Origin of the sequence: Acinetobacter sp. NEB 394 (assembly GCF_013374795.1) — a bacterium.
GTDB classification, from domain to species: domain Bacteria; phylum Pseudomonadota; class Gammaproteobacteria; order Pseudomonadales; family Moraxellaceae; genus Acinetobacter; species Acinetobacter johnsonii.
Map to the genome: position 1 here is coordinate 1,778,571 of NZ_CP055277.1, position 25,265 is coordinate 1,803,835.

General features: G+C 41.1%; 17 protein-coding genes, 2 tRNA genes, 3 rRNA genes and 3 pseudogenes. 14 read left to right on the top strand and 11 right to left on the bottom strand.

From position 1 onward, the window contains the following. The first annotated feature begins 21 nt into the window (after window positions 1-21). Entirely contained in the window at window positions 22-1,230 is a 1,209-nt protein-coding gene (gene trpB / locus HUK62_RS08490) for a tryptophan synthase subunit beta (protein WP_176537618.1), read from the top strand. Between the two features lie 135 nt (window positions 1,231-1,365). On the opposite strand, the gene HUK62_RS08495 is transcribed toward trpB, so the two are convergent. The 3 genes from HUK62_RS08495 to HUK62_RS08505 form a co-directional block, all read right to left on the bottom strand. Continuing rightward, window positions 1,366-1,797 (bottom strand): CBS domain-containing protein, encoded by a 432-nt coding sequence (locus tag HUK62_RS08495; protein WP_176537619.1) that lies wholly within the window; start codon window positions 1,795-1,797, stop codon window positions 1,366-1,368. 131 nt (window positions 1,798-1,928) lie between these two features. Further along, complete coding sequence (locus tag HUK62_RS08500) at window positions 1,929-2,309, bottom strand: DUF2750 domain-containing protein (protein WP_114837285.1); 381 nt, start codon at window positions 2,307-2,309, stop codon at window positions 1,929-1,931. Between the two features lie 139 nt (window positions 2,310-2,448). Further along, entirely contained in the window at window positions 2,449-2,682 is a 234-nt protein-coding gene (locus HUK62_RS08505; RefSeq protein WP_176537620.1) for a hypothetical protein, read from the bottom strand. 217 nt (window positions 2,683-2,899) lie between these two features. On the opposite strand from HUK62_RS08505, the gene HUK62_RS08510 reads away from it, so the two are divergent. Then, window positions 2,900-3,259 carry a hypothetical protein gene (locus HUK62_RS08510; protein WP_004697078.1) on the top strand — a complete coding sequence of 120 codons (360 nt, stop codon included), beginning with the start codon at window positions 2,900-2,902 and terminating at the stop codon, window positions 3,257-3,259. Between the two features lie 376 nt (window positions 3,260-3,635). On the opposite strand, the gene HUK62_RS08515 is transcribed toward HUK62_RS08510, so the two are convergent. Both HUK62_RS08515 and HUK62_RS08520 read right to left on the bottom strand, forming a co-directional pair. Further along, the gene (locus tag HUK62_RS08515) at window positions 3,636-5,228 is read right to left on the bottom strand and encodes a pitrilysin family protein (RefSeq protein ID WP_176537621.1); all 1,593 of its coding nucleotides are present in this window, start codon (window positions 5,226-5,228) and stop codon (window positions 3,636-3,638) included. After that, on the bottom strand, window positions 5,228-6,607 hold the full coding sequence (locus HUK62_RS08520) for a pitrilysin family protein (RefSeq protein WP_176537622.1): 1,380 nt from the start codon (window positions 6,605-6,607) through the stop codon (window positions 5,228-5,230). Before HUK62_RS08520 ends, HUK62_RS08515 begins: the two co-directional genes overlap by 1 nt. Window positions 6,608-6,802: 195 nt before the next feature. On the opposite strand from HUK62_RS08520, the gene ftsY reads away from it, so the two are divergent. The 9 genes and pseudogenes from ftsY to rrf all read left to right on the top strand — a co-directional run bounded on the left by ftsY (window position 6,803) and on the right by rrf (window position 16,344). Then, entirely contained in the window at window positions 6,803-7,909 is a 1,107-nt protein-coding gene (ftsY, locus tag HUK62_RS08525; RefSeq protein WP_126036255.1) for a signal recognition particle-docking protein FtsY, read from the top strand. Between the two features lie 194 nt (window positions 7,910-8,103). Beyond that, on the top strand, window positions 8,104-8,790 hold the full coding sequence (locus tag HUK62_RS08530; protein ID WP_035327290.1) for a nitroreductase family protein: 687 nt from the start codon (window positions 8,104-8,106) through the stop codon (window positions 8,788-8,790). Between the two features lie 173 nt (window positions 8,791-8,963). Continuing rightward, a pseudogene (locus HUK62_RS08535) lies at window positions 8,964-9,557 on the top strand (nitroreductase family protein). A gap of 198 nt (window positions 9,558-9,755) precedes the next feature. After that, window positions 9,756-10,418 carry a DUF2057 family protein gene (locus HUK62_RS08540; RefSeq protein WP_176537623.1) on the top strand — a complete coding sequence of 221 codons (663 nt, stop codon included), beginning with the start codon at window positions 9,756-9,758 and terminating at the stop codon, window positions 10,416-10,418. A gap of 426 nt (window positions 10,419-10,844) precedes the next feature. Further along, window positions 10,845-12,382, top strand: a 16S ribosomal RNA gene (locus HUK62_RS08545). A 61-nt stretch (window positions 12,383-12,443) separates the two neighbouring features. Then, window positions 12,444-12,520 (top strand) — tRNA-Ile (locus tag HUK62_RS08550). Window positions 12,521-12,632: 112 nt separating this feature from the next. Further along, a tRNA-Ala gene (locus HUK62_RS08555) sits at window positions 12,633-12,708 on the top strand. Window positions 12,709-13,142: 434 nt separating this feature from the next. Next, a 23S ribosomal RNA gene (locus HUK62_RS08560) occupies window positions 13,143-16,036 on the top strand. A 193-nt stretch (window positions 16,037-16,229) separates the two neighbouring features. Next, window positions 16,230-16,344 (top strand): 5S ribosomal RNA (gene rrf, locus HUK62_RS08565). The 16S, 23S and 5S rRNA genes sit together here with 2 tRNA genes alongside, the layout of an rRNA operon. Before the next feature lie 150 nt (window positions 16,345-16,494). On the opposite strand, the gene HUK62_RS08570 is transcribed toward rrf, so the two are convergent. Beyond that, complete coding sequence (locus HUK62_RS08570) at window positions 16,495-17,055, bottom strand: transglycosylase SLT domain-containing protein (protein ID WP_176537624.1); 561 nt, start codon at window positions 17,053-17,055, stop codon at window positions 16,495-16,497. A gap of 451 nt (window positions 17,056-17,506) precedes the next feature. Between HUK62_RS08570 and HUK62_RS08575 the strand changes: the two genes are divergently transcribed. Further along, a protein-coding gene (locus tag HUK62_RS08575) for an IS4-like element ISAba1 family transposase (RefSeq protein ID WP_155118754.1) occupies window positions 17,507-18,597 on the top strand; the annotation gives its coding sequence in 2 pieces (ribosomal slippage) (window positions 17,507-18,047 and window positions 18,047-18,597; 1,092 coding nt in all). Window positions 18,598-18,949: 352 nt separating this feature from the next. Here the strand turns inward: HUK62_RS08575 and HUK62_RS08580 are convergent. Together HUK62_RS08580 and HUK62_RS08585 are read right to left on the bottom strand one after the other, a co-directional pair. Then, a complete protein-coding gene (locus HUK62_RS08580) occupies window positions 18,950-20,128 on the bottom strand; it encodes an acyl-CoA dehydrogenase family protein (RefSeq protein WP_176537625.1) in 1,179 nt (392 codons plus the stop codon). A gap of 17 nt (window positions 20,129-20,145) precedes the next feature. After that, window positions 20,146-21,213: pseudogene (locus tag HUK62_RS08585) on the bottom strand (acyl-CoA dehydrogenase family protein); the annotation flags it as partial. 55 nt (window positions 21,214-21,268) lie between these two features. Here HUK62_RS08585 and HUK62_RS08590 point away from each other — a divergent pair. Further along, window positions 21,269-22,297: a transposase gene (locus HUK62_RS08590; protein WP_176537626.1), complete on the top strand. Its 1,029-nt coding sequence runs from the start codon at window positions 21,269-21,271 to the stop codon at window positions 22,295-22,297. A gap of 16 nt (window positions 22,298-22,313) precedes the next feature. On the opposite strand, the pseudogene HUK62_RS08595 reads toward HUK62_RS08590, so the two are convergent. The 3 genes and pseudogenes from HUK62_RS08595 to HUK62_RS08605 all read right to left on the bottom strand — a co-directional run. Next, window positions 22,314-22,547 (bottom strand): annotated as a pseudogene (locus HUK62_RS08595) (acyl-CoA dehydrogenase); the annotation flags it as partial. Window positions 22,548-22,769: 222 nt separating this feature from the next. Then, window positions 22,770-24,143 (bottom strand): AarF/ABC1/UbiB kinase family protein, encoded by a 1,374-nt coding sequence (locus HUK62_RS08600; protein WP_004693012.1) that lies wholly within the window; start codon window positions 24,141-24,143, stop codon window positions 22,770-22,772. A 157-nt stretch (window positions 24,144-24,300) separates the two neighbouring features. After that, window positions 24,301-24,606: a hypothetical protein gene (locus HUK62_RS08605; RefSeq protein WP_176537627.1), complete on the bottom strand. Its 306-nt coding sequence runs from the start codon at window positions 24,604-24,606 to the stop codon at window positions 24,301-24,303. A 193-nt stretch (window positions 24,607-24,799) separates the two neighbouring features. Here HUK62_RS08605 and HUK62_RS08610 point away from each other — a divergent pair, with 193 nt between their 5' ends. Next, complete coding sequence (locus HUK62_RS08610; RefSeq protein WP_078390326.1) at window positions 24,800-25,222, top strand: lysozyme inhibitor LprI family protein; 423 nt, start codon at window positions 24,800-24,802, stop codon at window positions 25,220-25,222. Window positions 25,223-25,265 lie beyond the last annotated feature (43 nt).

A 25,265-nucleotide genomic window follows, 5' to 3' on the forward strand; every position in this document is an offset into this window, starting at 1 on the left:
AAGAATAAGGATCATAAAATAATGGACCATCAAATTAATGGTATTGCTTTGCCGAATGATGCGGGCTTTTTTGGCAACTATGGTGGTCAGTTTATTCCACCTCACTTAAAAGTGGCAATGGATGACATTAAAGTTGCTTACGAGCAAATTCGTGCAACAGAAGAATTTCAAACTGAACTTGCTGAACTGTTTGCACACTATGTTGGTCGTCCAAGTCCGTTGTTTTATGCAAAACGGTTATCTGAACAGTTGGGCGGGGCACAGATTTATCTTAAACGTGAAGACTTAAACCACACAGGCGCACATAAAATTAATCACTGTTTGGGTGAAGCGCTGCTTGCAAAATATATGGGTAAAACCAAAGTGATTGCAGAAACGGGTGCAGGCCAACACGGCGTTGCATTAGCAACAGCCTGTGCTTTGGTCGGGATTCCGTGTGAAATTCATATGGGGCAGGTGGATATTGAAAAAGAACATCCCAATGTCGTCAAAATGAAAATCCTTGGAGCAACACTCATTTCAGTGACACGTGGTACTGCAACGCTGAAAGATGCTGTGGACAGTGCTTTTGAAGAGTATTTAAAAGATCCAACCCATTATATCTATGCTATTGGTTCGGTTGTTGGGCCACATCCATTTCCAATGATGGTGCGAGACTTCCAGTCGATTATTGGTAAAGAAATTAAAGCACAAACCCATGATCGCTTTGGTGCTAACCCAGATTATGTGGTTGCATGTGTGGGTGGCGGTTCAAATGCTATGGGTGCTTTCACCGCATTTTTAAACGATGTAGATGTGAAACTGATTGGTGTCGAACCAGCAGGTCATGGTCTTGATACCGACATGCACTCGGCAACCTTAACTTTAGGTAAACCAAGTCAGATTCATGGTATGGCGTGTTATGTACTTGAAAATGATCAAGGTGAACCGTTACCAGTACACTCAATTGCTTCAGGTCTAGATTATCCTGGCGTCGGGCCTCAGCACAGTCTGCTGAAAGACTTGGGTCGTGTCGAATATACCACTGCGACTGATCAAGAGTGCTTGGATGCGTTTATGCGGTTGTCACGAGTTGAAGGGATTGTCCCTGCGCTTGAAAGTTCACATGCCGTGGCGTGGGTACTTCGTGAAGCTCCAAAGTTGGCCAAAGATATTAAAATTGTGGTGAATGTATCTGGTCGTGGCGACAAAGATGCAGATTATGTCGCTGCAAAATTAGGTCTGAATTAAGTTTTAAGCCTTTCATAGTCATATAAAAAAATCCCTGTTTAGAGCAGGGATTTTTTATGATCTTGGTTTTATATTTTTATCATTAATAGCCAATGCTGAGTATGCGTTTATGGTTGAACACCTAAATATTAAAACTTAACCTGAAATATACTGTTGTAGTTGCTCAATCAGTTTCTTTTGATCATCCATTGCCGCTTTCACCAAGTCACCAATAGAAATGAGTCCCAATAATTGATCTTGTTCAACCACGGGCAAATGACGTAGGTGGCGGTCTGTCATCAGGTCTAAACATTCTTCAACCGTAACTGCTGTTGTGACCGTTAGTACTTTTGCTGTCATAATTTCATTGACTGTGGTTTGCTTCGAACTACGTTCCATCAACATGACTTTGCGCATATAGTCACGTTCGGACAATATACCTACAACACGTTCTTCTTGTGTGACCACAAGTGCACCAATGCCTTTATCTGCCATAAGTGAAATTGCTTCAAGAACCGTGGCTTCAGGGCTGATGGTGTAGATTGCTTGATGTGCTTTATCTTTTAATACTTGAGCAACATTGGTCATAGGGCATATCCTCAGTTGTGGTTATTGTTTTATATTTAAATTAGCGCGATTTAAAAAAAAAGCAAATACTTTACAGTCATAGCTCTCAATAAAATAATAAGTTCATTGAACTTTATTGTTCTCAATGAACCTTAAGCTGGCTCTAGAATAGCGTCATTGAAGAAAAAGTGACGCATTTGAGACGTACTGAGCTTCATACGCTTTGTGCCATTACATAGCGCAGGGGTGACTTTTAAGCGTGATAGAGTAGGCAGTAATGCGCTCTGGAAATCCTGCGGTGTGATTTTTTTAGGAATATAGTTTGGCCAGTGCAATTGAGCATATTGATGTGCGTGTAAACCATTGAGCCAAAAAGGGAAAACATAGTCATCATGATCTGAGGTCATCGCCCAGCCTTGCTGTTCAGTGTTGTAAAGCCCCCAAAGAATACCGCAGTACATCATGCCTCTTAGAATATTGATTTTTAAATATAAATGATTTGAAATCGGTTGGAGTTTTAAAATTTTGTACATAGCGTTATGTCAGTAAGGAACATGACGCTATTTTAAATAATTAAGATGAAAGTTCAGTGTAAGCTTTGCATAACTATGTAAATAAATATGTCATATCAAAATGTTAGGCTCAAAAAAACGCCACCTAGGTGACGTTTTATTATGCTTTCATGGTGGCAAGCTGTTGCCAGTATTGTGCTTTCAGCGAGTCACGTTCTACGCGGAAACCTTGATAATAAAGTTCTGCTAAAAATAGTGCTGCTTTACCGTGGCCAGCGCGTGCAACGCTTTCTAACTGTTGTACTGCTTCTGCGAAGTTCATTTGTGATTGAATGGTGTTTACTGCATCCGCATACGCATGTTCTAAGTCATGATGAGAGATTTGTTGAATCATATTAAGCTCCTTATTCTAATTATGATCACTTAAAGGTATTTTTACCTTTAGGTATAAATATCACGCTAATGTTAAATATTTATTACAAATTGCTGGAATTGTCAAATATATTGTCGAGTATTCTTCATCTTATTTTGTTTACATGATTAAACAATGAACAATCAAAGGATTGAATATGATAATAAAACAGGAAACTGTATTTTATAAGGAGAATAACATGACAAATACATTAGACGGTTTTGATTTTGATATGCCTCCAACTGTTTCTCAAATTGTAGCGTTGGCGCAATATCACCGAACACTATTAGATGAAGCAGTTTTTCATCAAGAAATTCATCTTGGTGATTTTTGTTTGGCACAACGTAAACGAGTTTATGATTTCACACGTCAGCTTGATGAAAATCAACGGGCTGATTTTTATGAAACATACAATGGAGAGCTAAGACGTATTGCAGATGACGATCCTGCACACCCTGCAGATGCAGAAAATGGTGTTGGGGCTTTCGCCATTATGATTGCATTGGGGGTAATTGCCTTAGTGCTCTATTTTGCAGTTATTCGTAGCATTGTTGGTTAGACTTCTGCTTTACAAACAATCTGACTTGCTGAAATTATGTCCTCTTTAGCATTAATGGGGGCATTTTTCAGCATTTCAACTTGTGATTATGCAATTCGCTACTTACACTAGTTTCACTAGAGGTAGGTTATGCACATTGCGATCCAAAAAATTCTTAAATTAAAATCACAGATTACACTTGTACAAATTTATAATGGTTTGATGGCGTCGATCATTATGCTTATTGTCATTTTATCGAGTATCGCTTTATCTCGGCCCATTTCTCCAAACCAATTTGAAAATGTAAGTCGATTATCTCATCAAGCGACTTTCCCAGAAACACAAGAGATGGCTCAAGATCTGGTTTTGGAAAACCAGATTTCCTATATTGATTACTTTAGATTAATGCAAGCTCATCAGTTTGAGCAGAATCGGGCGAAGCAGCTTCCGGCATTGGCTCCGGAGGTTCAATAATCGCAGGAATTTGATCAGGATGCGGCATGCTTTGCTTAATATTCGGGTCAAGATTCAATTCTAAAATATGTCGAAGTTGCTCTTTATCTAAAGCATTACTGACAATCACAAGGGTAAGACTTTCAGGGTGAATGTGTTTACGTATTGCATTTTGGACATCTAAAGGCGTGATCGCAGCTAAACGTTTTGGGTAGTCGGCTAAATAATTCGCATCTTGTTGATAAAACCCTATAGAGCCCAGTTGTGCGTTGATGTTTGCATTGCTGCTATAGCTGTTAGGTAGGCTGCGTAACATACCGGCTTTAGTTTCTTCTAACTGCTGTGCATCAATTGGTTGATGGACAAAGTCAACTAGGGCTTTATGCGCCACTTGTATGCTGTCTATGAGCTGATCTTGCTGGGTTGAATAACTTAGACTAAAACTTCCAGCCGCTTGGCTAAATGTAAAAGCACTGTTTGCTCCATAGGTGTATCCACGTTTAACGCGTAGTTCTTTCATTAAAATGGAGCTAAATCCACCACCACCCAACATACGGTTAGCCAGTTCGAGCGCTAAACGATCCGGATCATCCCGTGTGGTTGATAGATGTCCCATGGTGACGTGGGCTTGAGTTGAATTAAACACAATGTGTTGAATATCAAAGTTAGGTTTATCTTGCGGTAGAGCAAGTGGCTTTGCTGCTTCACCTTGTGGGAGGGCTGCACTTATTCGTTCAGCCAGTTTCTGTGCTTGTTTCACACTGAGTTGGCCTGTCAGTGCAATATTCATATTTTGACTAACCAGAAATTCGTCTCTGAATTTTTTTAAGTGCTGAGTCGTAATTTTTTTAATACTGCCATTGGTTCCTGTAATCGGTTCAGCATAAGGGTGCGAACCGTAGAGCGCGCGATAAAAGCGAATACTCATCAATCGACTCGGGCTTTCTTTCAATTGCTTCTGACCTACTTGGGTATTGCTCACCATCAAACTAATACTGTTATTTTTAAAAGTAGAGTCTTTTAATACTTCAAGCATGGTACTCACTGCAGCATCTAGTTTTTTAGGGTCAGACAACGAACGCAGTCGAACCACAAACATGTCACGGTGTGCAGCTACACTAAAACGAGCCCCGACTTGTTCAAAGGTATTCGCGATTTCAACTGCATCATGTTGAGTAGTGCCTTCATCAATGAGTTGTGCCGCCATATTGGCAACACCATATAGGCCTTTTTCTACTTCTATATCTCGTGCAGAGCCTGCATTAAAGGTAAGTTGAATATCCACCATAGGTAAGGCGGGTGACTCAACAAATAGACTTCGAACTTTGTATTTATTTTTAAGTTCGTGTACATGTGGTGCTGTATAAAGGTCGCTAGTTTGAACTTGTTTTAAGCTTTGTAGGGAAGCAATAGACTGTAATGTACGTGGGTCATCATTGCTAATACTACTTGCACTTACATCTGCAATTACATTGGTAGTGCAAAAGATAGACATGGTAATAAATAATAGGTGAAAGATGGTCTTTTGATTTTTCATTATTTTGTGGCCTTCTTTTCTGGTTGAAGGTACAAGGTACTTAAGTTATTACGAACAAAAGCGGTTTGGGCAACGTGCTGAATATCTTCAGGTGTAACCGCTTCAAAATGCTGTGGAAGCTGATCCATCAGCCGATAATTCAAGCCATTCACGGCTAAGTTTCCAATCATCTTTGCTTGCCCGATAATGTCATCTTGACCATAAATTAAGTTTGCAACAAAGCGTGTGCTAATCCGTTCAAGCTCTTGTGGTTGAACAAGTTCTGTTTTGAGTCGCTCAACTTCATGTTCAATGGCTTTTTGTAGTTCGGGAAGTTCCACGCCAGTGACTGGAAGTGCGGAGATACTAAATAGACTGTCTCCACGGTTATAAGGGTCATAACTGACACTCAGTGCGGTTGCTAATTTTTTGTCGCGTACAAGGCGCTGTTGTAATCGAGAGCTGATCCCGCTATCTAATAAGCTTCGAATAAGTGTGAGTGCATAAACATCTTCTGGATTGCTTGCTGTTGCAAGCGATTTCACATTCCAAGCCATATATAAATTTGGCACCTCAACATTGGTATTTTGCTCCATGTGACGGTAACCAATGTTCTCAAACTCAGTCACATCATTGCGTACAGGTGTTGGATGACTTTTGATGTCGCCAAAGTATTTTTGAACTTGTCTGAGGGCGGATTCTGCATTGACATCACCCACAATCACCAAGATCGCATTGTTTGGGCTATACCATTTTTGATACCACTGTTTCACGTCATCTAGACTTATGTTTTGCAAGTGTTTCATGTGCCCAATGACAGGTTGACGATAGTGGCTTGTGGGATACGAAATCCATTTAAAACGTTCGAAAGCGAGTGAGCGTGGGTTGTCGTCGGTACGCAGGCGTCTCTCCTCCATCACCACTTTAATTTCAGGGTCAAAGTCTTGCTTACGTAGTAAGAGATTGCGCATACGATCGGCTTCAAGCTCTAGAGCCATCGGGAAGTAAGTTTTAGGATAAAGCTGATAGTAATTGGTGTAATTGGTAAATGTTGCGGCATTTACTGTACCGCCATAAATTCGACTTAAGCGACTGAATTCGTCATTGGGAACTTTGGATGTGCCTTTAAACATCATATGTTCCAGCACATGCGAAATACCCGTTATATTTCCAGACTCATCGGTACTGCCGACTTTGTACCAAATTTGGGTCATGACCATTGGGGAGCGATGATCTTCACGGATAATTACTTGCAAGCCATTGCTTAAAGTAGTTTCAAAACTACTGCGGGTAAGTTCACTGCGTATTTGTGCATGGGTAGTTATAGGTAAACAAACTAGAGTTAAACCCAGTGCAACTAAACTTTTTTTATAAGAATGCGTGACTAATAAGTGATGCATATAAAATTTGGGCTCAGGTTGAGGTGAAGTTAAAGCATTTCAATAAATAACCATTCTTAAGAAAAATGCGAAGTAGATCAAGCGCCAGAAGTATTGATTTGTTAAGTGTTTACATAAAGTATTGTTGCTAAGCGAAAGCCTATCTTTTATGGTAGAATCCGTCTTTTTTAACGCAGTGCTTTTCAAGGATTCGGCATGCAACAGCAATCTAATGAGCAGAACAAATTTTTGATTGATGCTGATATCGGGGATGACGATGTCACACTACCAAGTTTACCTGTGGTCAATGTGCCAATCGTTGAAACAAAAGAGCAAACAGTTGTTAGTCCAGTTGTGGTTGCTGAAACAAGCGCAGAAGAAGCAGATGCATCTGCAAAAGGCGGTTTCTTTAGCCGCATGAAAGAAGGGTTAACCAAAACCCGTAAAAACCTTGCTGATGGTATGGTCAATATTTTGATCGGCGGTAAGGAAATTGATGATGAACTGCTTGAAGAAGTTGAAGAGCAGCTTCTAGTAGCCGACATCGGTGTTGATGCAACGAAAACCATTATTACCAACTTAACTGAACGTACTGCACGTGGCGATTTAATTTACTCGCACTCGCTCTATAAAGCACTTCAGGAAGAGTTGGTGGCTTTACTAGCACCACGTGTGAAACCTTTACATATCGATCCGAATAAAACACCTTATGTGATTTTGGTGGTGGGTGTAAACGGTGTGGGTAAAACCACAACCATTGGTAAATTGGCAAAACGTTTACAAGGTGAAGGCAAGAAAGTGATGCTTGCTGCAGGGGATACTTTCCGTGCGGCAGCGACTGAGCAGCTTCAAATTTGGGGTGAACGTAATAATATTGCCGTAGTCGCCCAAGGTCATGGTGCTGACAGTGCTTCCGTAATTTTCGATGCGTTTGAAAGTGCGCGTGCGAAAGGTGTTGATGTCTTGATTGCAGATACCGCAGGTCGTTTACATAACAAAGGTCATCTCATGCAAGAGTTAACCAAAGTAAAGCGTGTCATGCAAAAAATCGATGCGACTGCGCCACACGAAGTTATGTTGGTGGTCGATGCAGGAACGGGTCAAAATGCGATTAATCAAGTAGAAATGTTTGATGAGGCAGTTGGTTTGACAGGCCTGACGATTACCAAGCTCGATGGTACTGCGAAAGGTGGTGTACTATTTAATATTGCCAGTCGTACGCATGTTCCAATTCGCTTCATTGGTGTCGGCGAGAAAATTGACGACTTACGTCCTTTCTCTGCAAAATCCTTTGTTGCTGCTTTGTTCGAAACAGAGAAATAAGACTCAACAATACTGTTTTTAAAGTGTTAGATCAGTCACATAAACTCCGCTAAATGCGGAGTTTATTTTTTGATTCAATTTGTTTGTTTTAAAAACAAGCATTTAGAAATCACGTAATGAATATAAGTGATTCTCCTGCGATTACACTAGCGCCTAACACAATAGGCATCACTGTACATTTTGGGGAACACGGTATGGCTTTATTACATAAAATTGGACAAGTTCTAACAACTGACTTAACCAAAGACTTAAAATTTAAAAAAAATCACGAAGAAGACCTAAAACAAAGCACATTTATCGATCAACTAAAAAAGCGACGTAGTATTTATGTTTTAGGGAAGCGTGTGCACTTAAGTCAGGTGTATTTAGCTGAATTGATCCAAGAGGCTGTGCGAAGTTGTCCTTCGGCACATAATTCACAAAGTACTTGTATTGTGATTTTAATGGGTGACGCGCATCATCACTTTTGGAATGTCGTAAAAGAAGTGCAGCGCAAGTTAGTCCCCGCGCATATTTTTGCTGGTGCAGAACTGAAGGTTGATCAATGCTCGGCAGGATTTGGTACAGTTCTATTCTATGAAGATCAGCAGATCATTCAACAATTACAAAAGAAAATTCCTTTTGATGCGGCAGAATTTCCAGTTTGGTCAGAGCAAGTTTCAGGTATGGCCCAATATGCTGTATGGACTTGTTTAGCAGATGCAGGTTTGGGTGCATCATTACAACATTATAACCCGAGTATTGATGCTGACATTTCAAAGGTTTTTGAGATTCCAAAACATTGGCTGTTACGCGCGCAATTGGTCTTTGGTTCGATAGAAGAAAAAGTCGCTGAAAAAGAACATTATAAAGATGAAGAGCGCTTTATGATTTATGCATAATAACATGAGATAATCTTTAGTGGTTTCTAGATCAAGTTTTGTAATGTTATGGCATATTGTTCTATTTTTAAGACACTATGTCGCTGAATTAAGCATGTTCAAATTTGAAATTATAGCTATGATGAATATGAATCTGCATATAACAAGATCGTGAGATCGCTGAGGAAAATAACATGTCATTTTTAGACTACATCAAACAACGTCGTACCATTTATGCTGTTGGTAAAAATGTAGCATTAACACCAGAACAAATTGAATCTGTAATTAAAGAAGCAGTAAATCACAGTCCTTCTGCATTTAACTCACAGACTTCTCGTATTGTGACTTTGTTTGGTGAGTCGCATTTACAGTTTTGGAATGTGGTGCGTGAAACTTTACGTAAAATTGTTCCAGACGCTGCTTTTGAAGGCACAAATGCAAAAATTAATAGCTTTGCTGCAGGCTATGGTACGGTTTTATTTTATGAAGACCAAGATGTTGTAAAATCATTGCAGGAACAATTTGCGCTTTATGCAGATAATTTCCCAGTGTGGTCTGAACATTCTTCTGCAATTGCTCAATTTGCCGTATGGACTGCGTTATCTGAACAAAATATTGGTGCGTCATTACAGCATTACAATCCAATCGTAGATGCTGAGATTGCAGAGATCTTCGATATCCCTGCGAATTAGAAACTTCGTGCACAACTTGTTTTTGGTTCGATTGAAGCGCCTGCGGGTGAAAAAACATTTATGGCTGAAGCGGATCGCTTTAAAACATTCAATTAATCGCTAGTCATTAAAATGAAAAAGAGCAGAGTAGATCTGCTCTTTTTTTTGTTTAAGGATTTATCTTTAAAATATCAAAGCTTAGCACTATATATTGTAGTTGCGAATTGGTTCTAAGCTCAGAAATTGTCATAAAATTGTCATTTATACACTGCATAGTGCAACTAAACTTTAATAAACCATCGATAGAGTGTAAAAATGACCTTACGCATAACCCTTGTAACAGCAGCATTGATGTTGAGTACTTCAGTATTTTCAGCAGTGATTATTACTGCTCCAGAGGAAATAAAAATTGAAGGCTTAAATGGGCAAGAGGTTAAGAGTCGTTTATTCAGTTCTGACAACAAATATAATATTGATGCAGGTGAAAATATTATCAGTGTCCGCTATACCCAGTTTTTTGAAGAGCATCCGGGTATTGGCTCACACGATATCGTTCGCTCAGGGATTGTGAATATTAAAACCCCAATTTTACAAGACCAACAGTCTTACCGTTTTGCACTGATCAATCCTCCGCAAAACCATGATGATGCCAAGGCTTATGCCAAGCAGCCGATCTTTGGTTTATACAATGCCAAAAATCAGTTACTGGTTGAGCAAAAGGGCAGTAAAACTCAAAATGCAGGTATTCTTCAAAATCTATTTACTGATGCACCAACCGATCTAACTCAAAAAGCAACGACAGTGGTACAACCTGCACCGGTCTATACGTCACAAGCTGTTGTTGCGAAAGCTGGGACAGATAAACAAAAAGATTTAACAAGTTCTGGTAGTGCTCAACAATTAATTAATACTTGGAAAAGTGCATCTAAATCTGAACGCCAAGCGTTTATGGCTTGGCTTGCTGAACAAGCACAGTAGCTGGTACATTCTAAAAAAACAGCGTTAGCTGTTTTTTTTATTTAGATAGCGCATTTATATGGTGGATAACTTGATGGTATTGGCTATAATTTAATCTAAAACGTTTATTTTGATTTAAAAATAACCGGTCGGGTGGATTTTTTAAATTATTTATTTAAATGCACTTGCGCTGCAAATAAAACTGTATAGAATACGCAGCACACCAACGCAATGTAGTGAATAACTTAGAGCGAAGGTCTTGCTGATGACGAATCAGCAAGAAGATCATTAAGAGATTATGAAGAACAACTTGTGTGGATTTTTACTGATTGATCGATCGAAAATATTTCATTGATTGATGGTAAAAATTACTCGAAGTTTATTTGAGAAATATTTGTCAGAAAATTGATGAGCCAAGATTTGTAGCCATAAGCTACTAATGATTTTTAACTGAAGAGTTTGATCATGGCTCAGATTGAACGCTGGCGGCAGGCTTAACACATGCAAGTCGAGCGGAGCGAAGGTGCTTGCACCTTAGCTTAGCGGCGGACGGGTGAGTAATGCTTAGGAATCTGCCTATTAGTGGGGGACAACATTCCGAAAGGAATGCTAATACCGCATACGCCCTACGGGGGAAAGCAGGGGATCTTCGGACCTTGCGCTAATAGATGAGCCTAAGTCAGATTAGCTAGTTGGTGGGGTAAAGGCCTACCAAGGCGACGATCTGTAGCGGGTCTGAGAGGATGATCCGCCACACTGGGACTGAGACACGGCCCAGACTCCTACGGGAGGCAGCAGTGGGGAATATTGGACAATGGGCGCAAGCCTGATCCAGCCATGCTGCGTGTGTGAAGAAGGCCTTTTGGTTGTAAAGCACTTTAAGCGAGGAGGAGGCTACTTGGATTAATACTCTAGGATAGTGGACGTTACTCGCAGAATAAGCACCGGCTAACTCTGTGCCAGCAGCCGCGGTAATACAGAGGGTGCGAGCGTTAATCGGATTTACTGGGCGTAAAGCGTGCGTAGGCGGCTTTTTAAGTCGGATGTGAAATCCCTGAGCTTAACTTAGGAATTGCATTCGATACTGGGAAGCTAGAGTATGGGAGAGGATGGTAGAATTCCAGGTGTAGCGGTGAAATGCGTAGAGATCTGGAGGAATACCGATGGCGAAGGCAGCCATCTGGCCTAATACTGACGCTGAGGTACGAAAGCATGGGGAGCAAACAGGATTAGATACCCTGGTAGTCCATGCCGTAAACGATGTCTACTAGCCGTTGGGGCCTTTGAGGCTTTAGTGGCGCAGCTAACGCGATAAGTAGACCGCCTGGGGAGTACGGTCGCAAGACTAAAACTCAAATGAATTGACGGGGGCCCGCACAAGCGGTGGAGCATGTGGTTTAATTCGATGCAACGCGAAGAACCTTACCTGGTCTTGACATAGTAAGAACTTTCCAGAGATGGATTGGTGCCTTCGGGAACTTACATACAGGTGCTGCATGGCTGTCGTCAGCTCGTGTCGTGAGATGTTGGGTTAAGTCCCGCAACGAGCGCAACCCTTTTCCTTATTTGCCAGCGGGTTAAGCCGGGAACTTTAAGGATACTGCCAGTGACAAACTGGAGGAAGGCGGGGACGACGTCAAGTCATCATGGCCCTTACGACCAGGGCTACACACGTGCTACAATGGTCGGTACAAAGGGTTGCTACCTAGCGATAGGATGCTAATCTCAAAAAGCCGATCGTAGTCCGGATTGGAGTCTGCAACTCGACTCCATGAAGTCGGAATCGCTAGTAATCGCGGATCAGAATGCCGCGGTGAATACGTTCCCGGGCCTTGTACACACCGCCCGTCACACCATGGGAATTTGTTGCACCAGAAGTAGGTAGTCTAACCGCAAGGAGGACGCTTACCACGGTGTGGCCGATGACTGGGGTGAAGTCGTAACAAGGTAGCCGTAGGGGAACCTGCGGCTGGATCACCTCCTTAACGAAAGATTGACGATTGGTAAGAATCCACAACAAGTTGTTCTTCATGACGATGTATCTGAGGGTCTGTAGCTCAGTTGGTTAGAGCACACGCTTGATAAGCGTGGGGTCACAAGTTCAAGTCTTGTCAGACCCACCATGAGCGAGGGTCGGCGAAACATGTTTCGCCCGAGCGCAAGACGAGAGCTATGCTCGAGTTAAGCATTCGCCTTAACACAGTTTACGATACATCGAATCACAGATGATAAGCTGGGGACTTAGCTTAGTTGGTAGAGCGCCTGCTTTGCACGCAGGAGGTCAGGAGTTCGACTCTCCTAGTCTCCACCAAATTTTAAGAATAGAAAACTTAAAGCACTGCTTTAAGGCTTTTCCTTGAAATTTAAGCAAGAAGCTATGCTTCGCGCAGATAGGTTGGATTATAGAATTTAGTAAGTTGAAGCTTATTAACTTCTGTGATTTATCACAGTTTCCTGACCTGACGAAGGCTGGAAAAATCATTAACAGAATATATTTGAGTTGAAATAATTTGTTCATACTCGTTTTTAAGATCGACATTAACAGTGATTTATTACTGATTGATGAAGGTTGAAGAAATGAGTTACTAGCGAAATTAACTGAATCAAGCGTTTTGGTATGTGAATTGAATTGAAGCTGTACAGTGTTTAAGTACACAGAACAACAAACTGTAAGGAAGTGATGAGAAATCATCATAGACTGTCTTAATCCTACTTGTAGGGATTAACGACTGTTTGGGGTTGTATAGTCAAGTAATTAAGTGCATGTGGTGGATGCCTTGGCAGTCAGAGGCGATGAAAGACGTAATAGCCTGCGATAAGCTCCGGGGAGGCGGCAAATATCCTGTGATCCGGAGATTTCTGAATGGGGAAACCCACCTGTCATAAGGCAGGTATCGTATGATGAATACATAGTCATACGAGGCGAACGAGGGGAAGTGAAACATCTCAGTACCCTTAGGAAAAGAAATCAATTGAGATTCCCTCAGTAGCGGCGAGCGAACGGGGAAAAGCCCATTAAGTCATATCAGTTTTAGTGGAATGCTCTGGGAAGTGCAACCATAGTGGGTGATAGTCCTGTACACGAAAGGGCTGATATGATGATGTCGAGTAGGGCGGGGCACGTGAAACCTTGTCTGAATATGGGGGGACCATCCTCCAAGGCTAAATACTCCTGACTGACCGATAGTGAACCAGTACCGTGAGGGAAAGGCGAAAAGAACCCCTGTGAGGGGAGTGAAATAGATCCTGAAACCGCATGCATACAAGCAGTGGGAGCCGACTTGTTCGGTGACTGCGTACCTTTTGTATAATGGGTCAGCGACTTACATTCAGTAGCGAGGTTAACCGCATAGGGGAGCCGTAGAGAAATCGAGTCTTAATAGGGCGTTTAGTTGCTGGGTGTAGACCCGAAACCGGGTGATCTATCCATGAGCAGGTTGAAGGTTGGGTAACACTAACTGGAGGACCGAACCCACTGTCGTTGAAAAGCCAGGGGATGACTTGTGGATAGGGGTGAAAGGCTAATCAAACTCGGTGATAGCTGGTTCTCCCCGAAAGCTATTTAGGTAGCGCCTCGGACGAATACCATTGGGGGTAGAGCACTGTTTCGGCTAGGGGGTCATCCCGACTTACCAAACCGATGCAAACTCCGAATACCAATGAGTACTATCCGGGAGACAGACTGCGGGTGCTAACGTCCGTAGTCAAGAGGAAAACAATCCAGACCGCCAGCTAAGGCCCCAAAATTATAGTTAAGTGGGAAACGATGTGGGAAGGCATAGACAGCTAGGAGGTTGGCTTAGAAGCAGCCACCCTTTAAAGAAAGCGTAATAGCTCACTAGTCGAGTCGGCCTGCGCGGAAGATGTAACGGGGCTAAAACTATATGCCGAAGCTGCGGATTTGCAATTTATTGCAAGTGGTAGGGGAGCGTTCTGTAAGCCGATGAAGGTGTATTGAGAAGTATGCTGGAGGTATCAGAAGTGCGAATGCTGACGTGAGTAACGACAATGCGAGTGAAAAACTCGCACGCTGAAAGACCAAGGGTTCCAGTCCAACGTTAATCGGGGCTGGGTGAGTCGACCCCTAAGGCGAGGCCGAGAGGCGTAGTCGATGGGAAATTGGTTAATATTCCAATACTTCTATGTAATGCGATGAGAGGACGGAGAAGGTTAAGTCAGCCTGGCGTTGGTTGTCCAGGTGGAAGGTTGTAGGCATGTATCTTAGGCAAATCCGGGGTACTCTATGCTGAGAACTGATAGCAAGCTGTACTTGTACAGTGAAGTGGCTGATACCATGCTTCCAGGAAAAGTCTCTAAGCTTCAGTTACATAGGAATCGTACCCGAAACCGACACAGGTGGTCAGGTCGAGTAGACCAAAGCGCTTGAGAGAACTCTGCTGAAGGAACTAGGCAAAATGGTACCGTAACTTCGGGAGAAGGTACGCTGCCGACGGTGATAGGATTTACTCCTTGAGCTATTGGCAGCCACAGAAACCAGGCCCCTGCAACTGTTTATTAAAAACATAGCACTCTGCAAACACGAAAGTGGACGTATAGGGTGTGATGCCTGCCCGGTGCTGGAAGGTTAATTGATGGGGTTAGCGTAAGCGAAGCTCTTGATCGAAGCCCCAGTAAACGGCGGCCGTAACTATAACGGTCCTAAGGTAGCGAAATTCCTTGTCGGGTAAGTTCCGACCTGCACGAATGGCATAATGATGGGGGCGCTGTCTCCAGCAGAGACTCAGTGAAATCGAATTCGCCGTGAAGATGCGGTGTACCCGCGGCTAGACGGAAAGACCCCGTGAACCTTTACTGCAGCTTGACATTGAACTTTGATCTTACTTGTGTAGGATAGGTGGGAGGCTTTGAAACCGAGACGCTAGTTTCGGTGGAGCCAATCTTGAAATACCACCCTGGTAATATTGAGGTTCTAACTCTGTCCCGTTATCCGGGACGAGGACCATGTCTGGTGGGTAGTTTGACTGGGGCGGTCTCCTCCTAAAGAGTAACGGAGGAGTACGAAGGTGCGCTCAGCGTGGTCGGAAATCACGCGTAGAGTATAAAGGCAAAAGCGCGCTTAACTGCGAGACCCACAAGTCGAGCAGGTACGAAAGTAGGTCTTAGTGATCCGGTGGTTCTGTATGGAAGGGCCATCGCTCAACGGATAAAAGGTACTCTGGGGATAACAGGCTGATACCGCCCAAGAGTTCATATCGACGGCGGTGTTTGGCACCTCGATGTCGGCTCATCTCATCCTGGGGCTGAAGCAGGTCCCAAGGGTATGGCTGTTCGCCATTTAAAGAGGTACGCGAGCTGGGTTTAGAACGTCGTGAGACAGTTCGGTCCCTATCTACCGTGGGCGTTGGAAATTTGAGAGGATCTGCTCCTAGTACGAGAGGACCAGAGTGGACGAACCTCTGGTGTACCGGTTGTGACGCCAGTCGCATCGCCGGGTAGCTATGTTCGGAAGGGATAACCGCTGAAAGCATCTAAGCGGGAAGCCTACCTCAAGATAAGATTTCCCTAGGACTTTATGTCCTCTAAAGAGCCGTTGAAGACTACGACGTTGATAGGTTGGATGTGGAAGCATAGTGATATGTGAAGCTGACCAATACTAATTGCTCGTGAGGCTTGACTATACAACACCCAAACAGTTGGTGTTGTGGTTCAAATCACTGCAAACAACTTGATTTAGTTATAAAGCTAGATAAAATATCCAACTCAAATATACCTGTTAATGAACGATGTTCAAAGCACTGCTTTGAACAGAGTGCAAGATTTGAAGAAAGCTAAGGCAACCATAAGACCTTAGTAAGTAATCATACCAGTTGTGCTGGCGACAATAGCAAGAGTGAACCACCTGATCCCTTCCCGAACTCAGAAGTGAAACCTCTTAGCGCTGATGGTAGTGTGGAGTTATCCATGTGAGAGTAAGTCATCGCCAGCTCATTCATTCTAAATCCCCCTAACTTAACGGTTAGGGGGATTTTTTTATAGCTGAAAATATTAAAACTAAAAAGAGTAGAGTGGAGAATATGCATCTATATAAATGGTAAAAAGCCAGCATTTGCTGGCTTTTATGTCATATTTAACAAGGTCACAGAGCACCTTTTAACGTTTCTTGATGTACTTTAACCTGTTTGGCATATTTCTTTCCTTGACGTTTCATTTTCCAGCTCGAATGGTATCCTGTTGGACCGACATTATAATAAGCCAAAGCTTTGGGCCAACTTTCTGCTTTTTGGTTATAGTTAGCGAGAATATAAGTGCCACAATTAATATTATTAATTTCTTCAAATAAATCGCCAGGGCAGGTTTGTTGCCAATAGCGTGGGATGACTTGAGTAAGTCCAATAGCACCAGCAGGGGAAACAGCATAATTTCGATAGCTGGACTCTTGTCTTATAACCGCTGCAACTAGTAATGGATCGACATTATAGCGATCGGCACTTTGTACAATCATAGGTGCAATACGTAGTGCGGTAGTTGGTTCAACAGCATATGCCTTTTGAATGCCATTGGCTAATTTTGCTGAACGCTTTTCAACGGAACCACCACCAAGTGATGTACAACCAGTAAATATTAAAGTTGTTGTTAACATTAAAACAGATTTAGCTTTAATATGAGATGTTGGCAAGTATCGTTGATAATTCAGCAAACTGTATATCCATTGGTATAATGTCTGAGAAGATCATATTGAGCTGTGCAATCACAGTCAAGTTGAGACAGAAGGGACTATTTTATGGTTTTGTTAAATCCGTACTTTATTTAAGCGAAATAGAGGCGATTAATCGAAAGTCTAGATTTTATGCTGTGAGTAGAGCCACTTGCAAAGATAGTTTTGTCATATAAACCCATCGTATTTAGCTTTTTTATAGGTGATTGCATGGACAAATCAAAGAAATTCCTCTTGCTTATAGCAAATAGCCTAAGTAGCATCTAAGTTGGTAAGACTGGCTATTCTCCAAATATTAGGGTGGAAATTAGGAGAATGTAAGGCCTAATGTAAAGACATGACTGACGACTGATAAAAAACTTCTCTGTACACGACAAAAATAGATAACTCATTGAAATAATGTCATAATAATTGTTTTCTAACGACGAATACTATGACACATCTCAATGAGTTATATCTTATCTTAAACAAATCTCTAAAATGGAACAAGTCACATTTAAAGTGCTTTGCGCTCATCATGCTTGTGATTATTTTAAAGCAAACATGTAATCTTTCTTCTGCATCTAAAGCCTTGCCCATCAAGTGCTTACCACAATCATTTTATCGACGTATGCAGCGCTTCTTTGCAGGTCAGTATTTTGATTATCGTCAAATTTCTCAGTTGATTTTCAATATGTTTTCATTCGACCAAGTGCAACTGACTTTAGATAGAACCAATTGGAAATGGGGAAAACGAAATATTAATATCCTGATGCTCGCAATCGTTTATCGTGGAATAGCGATACCTATCCTTTGGACATTGCTTAATAAACGTGGAAATTCAGATACGAAAGAGCGTATTGCTTTGATTCAACGCTTTATAGCCATTTTTGGTAAAGACCGTATTGTGAATGTGTTCGCAGACAGAGAGTTTATCGGTGAGCAGTGGTTTACATGGTTAATTGAACAAGACATCAACTTCTGCATTCGTGTTAAAAAAACTTCATTGTCACCAATCATTTAGGAAAGAATCATAAAATTAGTGATTTATTTCGCCATCTTAAAGTTGGTCAAATTGAATGTCGTAAACGACGGATTTTGGTTGGTCGGGTGAAACTATATATAAGTGCACTACAGTTAGAAAATGGAGAGCTTTTACTCGTCGTTTCTCCTCAGTTTAATGCCAATGCTATTCAGGATTATGCATTACGCTGGGAAATTGAAACCTTATTCAGTTGTCTCAAAGGACGCGGGTTTAATCTTGAAAATACGCGCTTGACAGACCCTAGACGAGTGAAAAAATTGATTGCGGTGTTAGCTATAAGCTTCTGTTGGTGTTACTTAACGGGTGAATGGCAACATGATCAAAAAAAAGTGATAAAAATAAAGAAGCATGGACGACTCTCAATGAGTTTATTTCGCTATGGTTTAGACTATGTTCAAATGGCGATTCAGCGTTTAATTGGTTTTGGGAAAAAAGAAGAGTTTAAGGAAATTTTGGCAATTTTAAGAAGGCAGAACCCTGATAGGATAAGGGTTCTGTGAAATTTGTCGTGTACAGAGAAAAAACTTTTAAATTTCAAAAAAGAGTGATTTACACGCAACAGAAAACAGCATCGGCTATTTGTTTTATGATGATATTCATCAAATACTATTTAAAAATAGAGTGAGGCTACATAAAAAATTATAAGCATTTATTTAATATGAAGCATGCTTAAGAAAGTTAAACTCTGTGATTGTGGTACGCTTTTTAAGCCCAACAAATATGTTCAGCCGCTGTTAGATAGCATGAATCTAAGTCCAACGCTTTCTTATTTCATAGTACTTTCAATGTGAAGCCATGATTCTTTATTTAGAGAAACCATGGCTTCAACATATCCGAATGGGACGTTTTATATTATTTCAATTCGCTTGATGACTTTCCGAGTTCACGGCGTGCAATGATGAGTTGCTGAATTTGTTGAGTACCTTCAAAAATATCTAGAATTTTAGAATCTCTTGCCCATTTTTCTAAAAGCTCATCTTCGTTGTAGCCGATCGTTGACGCAAGTTCGACGCACTTAAGGGTAATTTCATTACAAATTCGACCAGCTTTGGCTTTGGAGATGGAGGCTTCTTTTGAGTTTGGCTTTTTGTTATCTGCCATCCAGGCGGCTTTTAAGGTCAGTAAACGAGCCGCTTCCCATTCGGCTTCCATACGATAAATTTGGCTCGCAATATGAGTCGTTTGTAAGTATGGCGTTATATATTGAGGATCTAAATAATCACTGAAGATCTCTTTAATGCGTTCTAGTGAGGCCTTGGCACAGCCTATAGCCATGGCTGCAACGAGCGGACGGGTATTATCAAAAGTTTCCATCACGCCAGCAAAGCCTTTAGCGATGTCAATTTCCGCATTTCCCAGTAGGTTATTGGCAGGCACTCCGCAGTCGATTAAACGAATAACTGCGGTGTCAGAGGCTTTGATTCCTAGTTTATGTTCTAAACGTTCTACCGTCATGCCAGCAGTTCCTTTAGGAATCACAAAAGATTTGATCGCTGAACGACCTAATTTTTTATCCAGAGTTGCCCAAACGACGATAGCGTCGGCACGGTCACCTGAAGTCACGAAAATCTTTTCACCATTTAAGATGTAATCTTCACCATCTTTTGTTGCTGTGGTGCGAATAGCAGCAGAGTCCGAGCCACAGTTTGGTTCAGTGATTGCCATGGCTGCCCATGTGTTTTTGAAACGCTCTAACTGCTCTTCATTGGCAACAGCTGCAATTGCTGAGTTTCCAAGCCCTTGGCGGGGCATTGATAGAAGTAAAGCGGTATCTCCATAACACATTTCAATTACACTTAAAGCGGTAGAGAGATTCACTCCATTTTTATTGCCTTGTTCATTTGTACCTCGCTTGCCGACAGCAGCCCCCGCATTCATACCATCGACTAAAGATGCCAGCATATCCAGTTCTTTAGGGTAGCTGTGTTCAGCTTTATCGTATTTTCTAGAGATAGGACGAAGTACATTGATGGCCACTTGGTGGGCTTGATCAATCAGTAATTTAAATTTTTTAGGGTTTTGTAAATTCATGCCAGTTTTCCTTTTTATTATGCATGTAGACCAGAGTGAACAAGCGCTGTTGCACGTAAATCACGATACCAACGCTCAACAGGATGTTCTTTGGTGAATCCGTGCCCACCTAAAATCTGTACACCATCGGTGCCAATTTTCATGGCTTTTTCGGCACAAAGTAAACATGCTAAATAGGCTTCACGGTGAAATGTCTGCCCAGATTCAGCTAGACTTGCGGCATTTAGAATGAGCATACGCATGGCATCAATTTCGATGGCCATATCGGCAATCATAAAAGCAACACTTTGACGGTGAGAAATTGGTTCACCAAAGGCGGTACGTTCATTGGCATATTCAATACAATATTTTTTGACCGCTTCACATGTGCCGACCGCCATTGCACACCACATTAAATTGCCGAGGTCTAAAAATGCCGTGTAGTTGAAATCTTCATCACCTAAGCGTAAAGCAGGGGTTTGATTAAAAATTAAAGTTGCTGTTTCGGTTGCTTTGAGTCCCATAGCGGGAGATTTTTTAAACTGAATACTTTCATCCCGTCTGAGAATAAAAACTTCAGCTTGGCCATTAAGTTCAGCACTGACAAGAAAAATATCTGCACTTTCAGCCAATAGTACCAGTGTTTTTTCACCTTGAATAAAATATTGACCATCACGTGAAATAGCTTTGGTTTTTAACTGGTAAGGATTAAAAGCAGGCGTAACTTCTTGAATTGCAAAGCTAGCGCGAATGCTACTGTCTTGTGCAAAACTGTTTAAATATAAAGTTTGTACTTGCTCAGCACCCCATTGTGTAATGGCATTAATCACACTAAAGGTAGAGAGTATACCCGCGGCTAAACTAAAATCACCTTTGGCCAGATGCTCTGCAATAAGTACATTGCTCAAAATATTTTTCTCAGCAGCGACACCACCGAGTGCCTCAGGCAAAGCATAAAAATTTAAACCTAGGTCTTCGATATATTGCCAAAGCTCTGTTGGAAAAGTTTCATTTTGATCGGCACTTGCGGCTAATGGGTAAAGTATATCGGCGGCAAACTGTGACATGGTGTCGATGGTCATTTGCTGATCTTCTGAATAGCTCATAGGACTTACGCATTGACGGATTCAAAAAAGTATTAAAATACTTTATAAAGTATCTGTGATCAGACGAATTAAACATGCTTCTACAGCAACTTGTACATTACCCATTTATATGGGCTTTCTCATGACAGAACCGAACTCTATTAGCTGCACACAACTTGCCGAGACTTATAACATCTCGCATGATAGTGTAAATCGCTTTCTAGAACGTGAAGACTACACACCTCACGACCTATATCAAGAAGCAATTCAACATATTGATAATAATAAACTTATAGTCAGTATTGATGATACTGTTTTAGATAAACCCTATAGTCAACATATGGACTTGGTTAGCTATTTTTGGTCAGGCAAACACCACCGATCCGTCAAGGGTATTAATCTCATTACCTTGTATGCGACAGATCAGAATGGTCAAAATATTCCAATTAATTTCCGAATTTATGACAAATCTGAAAGTAAAACCAAGAATGATTACTTTATGGATATGTTAAGTGAAGTACTCAGTTGGGGTGCAAAGATTCAATTTATTACAGGTGATAGTTGGTATTCATCGACTGGAAATCTAAAAACCATAAGAAAATATGGTATTCGATTTATGTTTGGTATCGACTGTAACCGTAAGGTTTCCCCAGAAAAAGGACAATGGTTTCAACTGCGTTTATTGCCAAATTTCCATCAGGGTCAAGTGGTCTGGCTCAAAGATTTTGGCTTTGTACAATTATTTAAGACTCAGTTAAAAGAACAGCAGAGGTTTTATATTGTGCATCAAGATGAAGATGATTTATTGTCCTTTGAGGGTTTTCATGAATTACATTCAAGTCATTGGAAAATAGAGCAATATCACCGGGTGATTAAACAGGTTTGTCATATTGAAAAGTTTCAAGTAAGACGATCTAAACTGATTTCGAATCATATTTTTTCAGCCTTGATGGCCTACGTCGAGATACAAAAGAACCAGTTTGAGCGGATCTTTGAAAATGTATATCGTTGGCAGAAGAAATTATTTAGACCAGTTATCAAAAACTTCATTGATGACTTTATTCTCGATAAAAATCATCTGCTACCACAGAGAATCTATAAATAATAGTGCGTAAGTCCTAGCTCAGATCAAATAATGATTTTTCTTGATTATTGAGTCGTTGTTTATGTAGATCTTTATTTGTTTTAAAGGTTTTTTGTGTTTTTGATAGAGTCTTGTAGCCCGCTTTTGAGCCTTGATATAGCGATTTCTCGATAAATTTTCTAAGTTTTAATTGGTCAAGTACGTCGCTACTTGCCATTTTTGTGATCAGTGATAAGCCAAATCCCTGCGCTTTATTTACCATATTTGTCATTATTTTCATCCAGCAGAATTATTCTGTGGTTTTATGCTGACATAGCGGCACACGAATAACTATGTCATGACTGACATGATGTATTGTCAAAGATAAACGGTATGGGGTGTATTTTAAATTATTCTAATATTTTGTTTTTTAAGTTTTTTATTGAATCGTTTGGAATTGAAATGATTGATCAATTGACCAAAATGACGCAATGTCATTTTGGTCAATGAGCCTTTAGATAAATTTTTTGACCATTGCACGAACATTGGTTTTCGCTTCAATCACAGTCATAAAGGTATAAGCACCAATGAATTTACGGCTGATAAACATAAACTCTTTGGGTGGAACACTGAAATAACGAGACGCCATCGACTTTGAAGCTTGCTGCATTACACGGCTATGAAGTTGGCTTGCTTTCCAGTCATAAGCAAAGTGTTCATCCATAACACCAGCAGGTAAGTCTGGGTTGTTGCTTGGGCTGCTGAATGCTTCAGTTGCAAGTAAGAAGACTTTAGCCATATCCGGTTTAATGCTTTGAGGGATAGAGTCGAAAAACTCATAGCCTGTCATTGCTTGAACCATTTCTTCACTACTATGATTAAACCCAGCATGAATGAGCTTGCGTGCAACACCAAGTAAGTGTTCATCAAACTGTCGGATTGCACCAAAGTCAAGTAGAACGATTTTATCCAAGATATCATTGCCATTACCTAAGCGAACGAGGTAATTACCAAAGTTCGGATCGGTCTGCATTTCACCCCATTCAAAAATCTCGCGTACCGCAATTTCAAGCGATGCTTCGCCAAGTTTGTTGCGACGTTCTTGCGGCAGAGACAGCATGACAGGGCTGTTAATCGGAACGCCACGTTCAAATGTCATACACAATACTTGGTCTGTGCAGTAGCCATCTATAATTTGCGGCACGATGTAGCGAGGGTCTTCTTTTAAGCGAGCAGCAAAGCGGCGTGTGGTTGCAGCCTCAATTTTATAATTCACTTCACGGTGCATCATCTCACGAACTTCATCGAACCATTGGTCGAACTCGCGTGTTTGCGGCACCATACGTGTCAGTTTAAGCATGTTTTTGAACAGGCTCATGTCTGAATCAATGGCTTCAGCAACGCCTGGATATTGAATTTTCAATACCATCTCTAAACCATCAGACTTACGCGTTGCACGGTGGACTTGTGCCAGTGATGCAGTGCCCAGTGGCTCATGATCGATGGTTAAATCATCTAGTTTAGAACCCAACTGGCTGTGCAGTTGCTGTTTTATCGCAGGCCACGCTAAAGCGACTGTTTGATTATTTAAAGTATTTAAGGCTTGCGTGATTTCTTCAGGTAGAAAGTGTTCACCATAAAGCGCCATCATTTGGCCAATTTTAACGATAGAACCTTTAAGTTTGCCTATTTCAGAAACAAGATAATCGGCCTGTTCTTTCATTGCTTTTTTGCGTTTCTTTTCTTTTTCTTCTTCGCTAGAAAACATAGTTGTCGCATTAGAAGCAGCCCAACGTGTTCCAGCAAGCAACGAAGCTTTGGCAATCGATAAACGACGATCCATAGAGGAGGTTTTCAGTTGTTTAAGCTTATCGTTGTGATCTGACATAATTCAGTAAAATCCTTTCATCAGCAAGGGCAGCATTTTAGATTGTAACGGATAATATCGTGTATTCACGTATTAAAAAAGTTCAACTTGCTGAATCTCGAGTTAAAAAAGGCCATAAGTGATAAGCAACCATCTAAATATAGCCTAATCGGGATTGTTACATGCGAAATTTTACTTTAAGCGTATTTTTCTGAATCAATTCATCTTTATGCATTTGTATGTGTTGGAGGATCATTTCTTGTACCGGTTGGTGCATAAATCCATGTGCATAACCTTTAACAATGATGATGCTCGGTAGGCTAAAAAAGAAGTATCGAGCATCTTCAATGGTTGCACATTCATAGATCCCTTGCTGCTGTAACAGCTTCTGGAAAAAGGCTTTTTCAGTGTCGACATGATTGTTTTCGGTGTCATTCCAATAGCGTTCACGCATCGCCATTAAATTGTTGTGTTTATAACTCATAAATTTGGGGAATATTGGCAGAAGAACTCACTTTATAATAAGGCTGTTTGATCAGGTTTCAATGCAAAGCCTGTGAGTTCATGTAAAAAGCTGTGTGGTGGAAATTTTATAGAGGGCTAGTATGTTCATACAAAATAGGATGTTATATTAAAGCGCTGCAGCACGTAGATGTTGTGAATGACTAGATTAAAAAATGAATGAAGAAAATTTGCTTTGGGGAAAGGAATTGAAACAAATATTTAGTGCATTGCTTGTTGTGGGATTGTTCAGTGGTTCAGCCTATGCAATGGGCCCAACTAAAAAATATGAAGCATGCATGAAGCAAACTGGCAATGTGTTGAGTGAAATTGATGCATGTATGAGTAAAGAATATAAAGCACAAAAGAAACGCTTAAAGAAAGTATTTAAGCCGTATTTGGCGCAGGCTCCTGTAGATGAGCAAGGATTGGTTAAACAGTCTCATCAGCAATGGCTGGCGCAGCGTGATCAGATTTGTAATAACAAACCTATCGTGAAAAATGAAAAGACTGAATTACAGCGTATTTCGTGTCTGATGCAAATGACGCAAACCCGTGCAGATATGTACGAAGCACGTACAGGCCGTATAAGCAAATAAGCAAATAAGAGCAAAGCGTATGAAAATGTGTTTGCTGTGCATC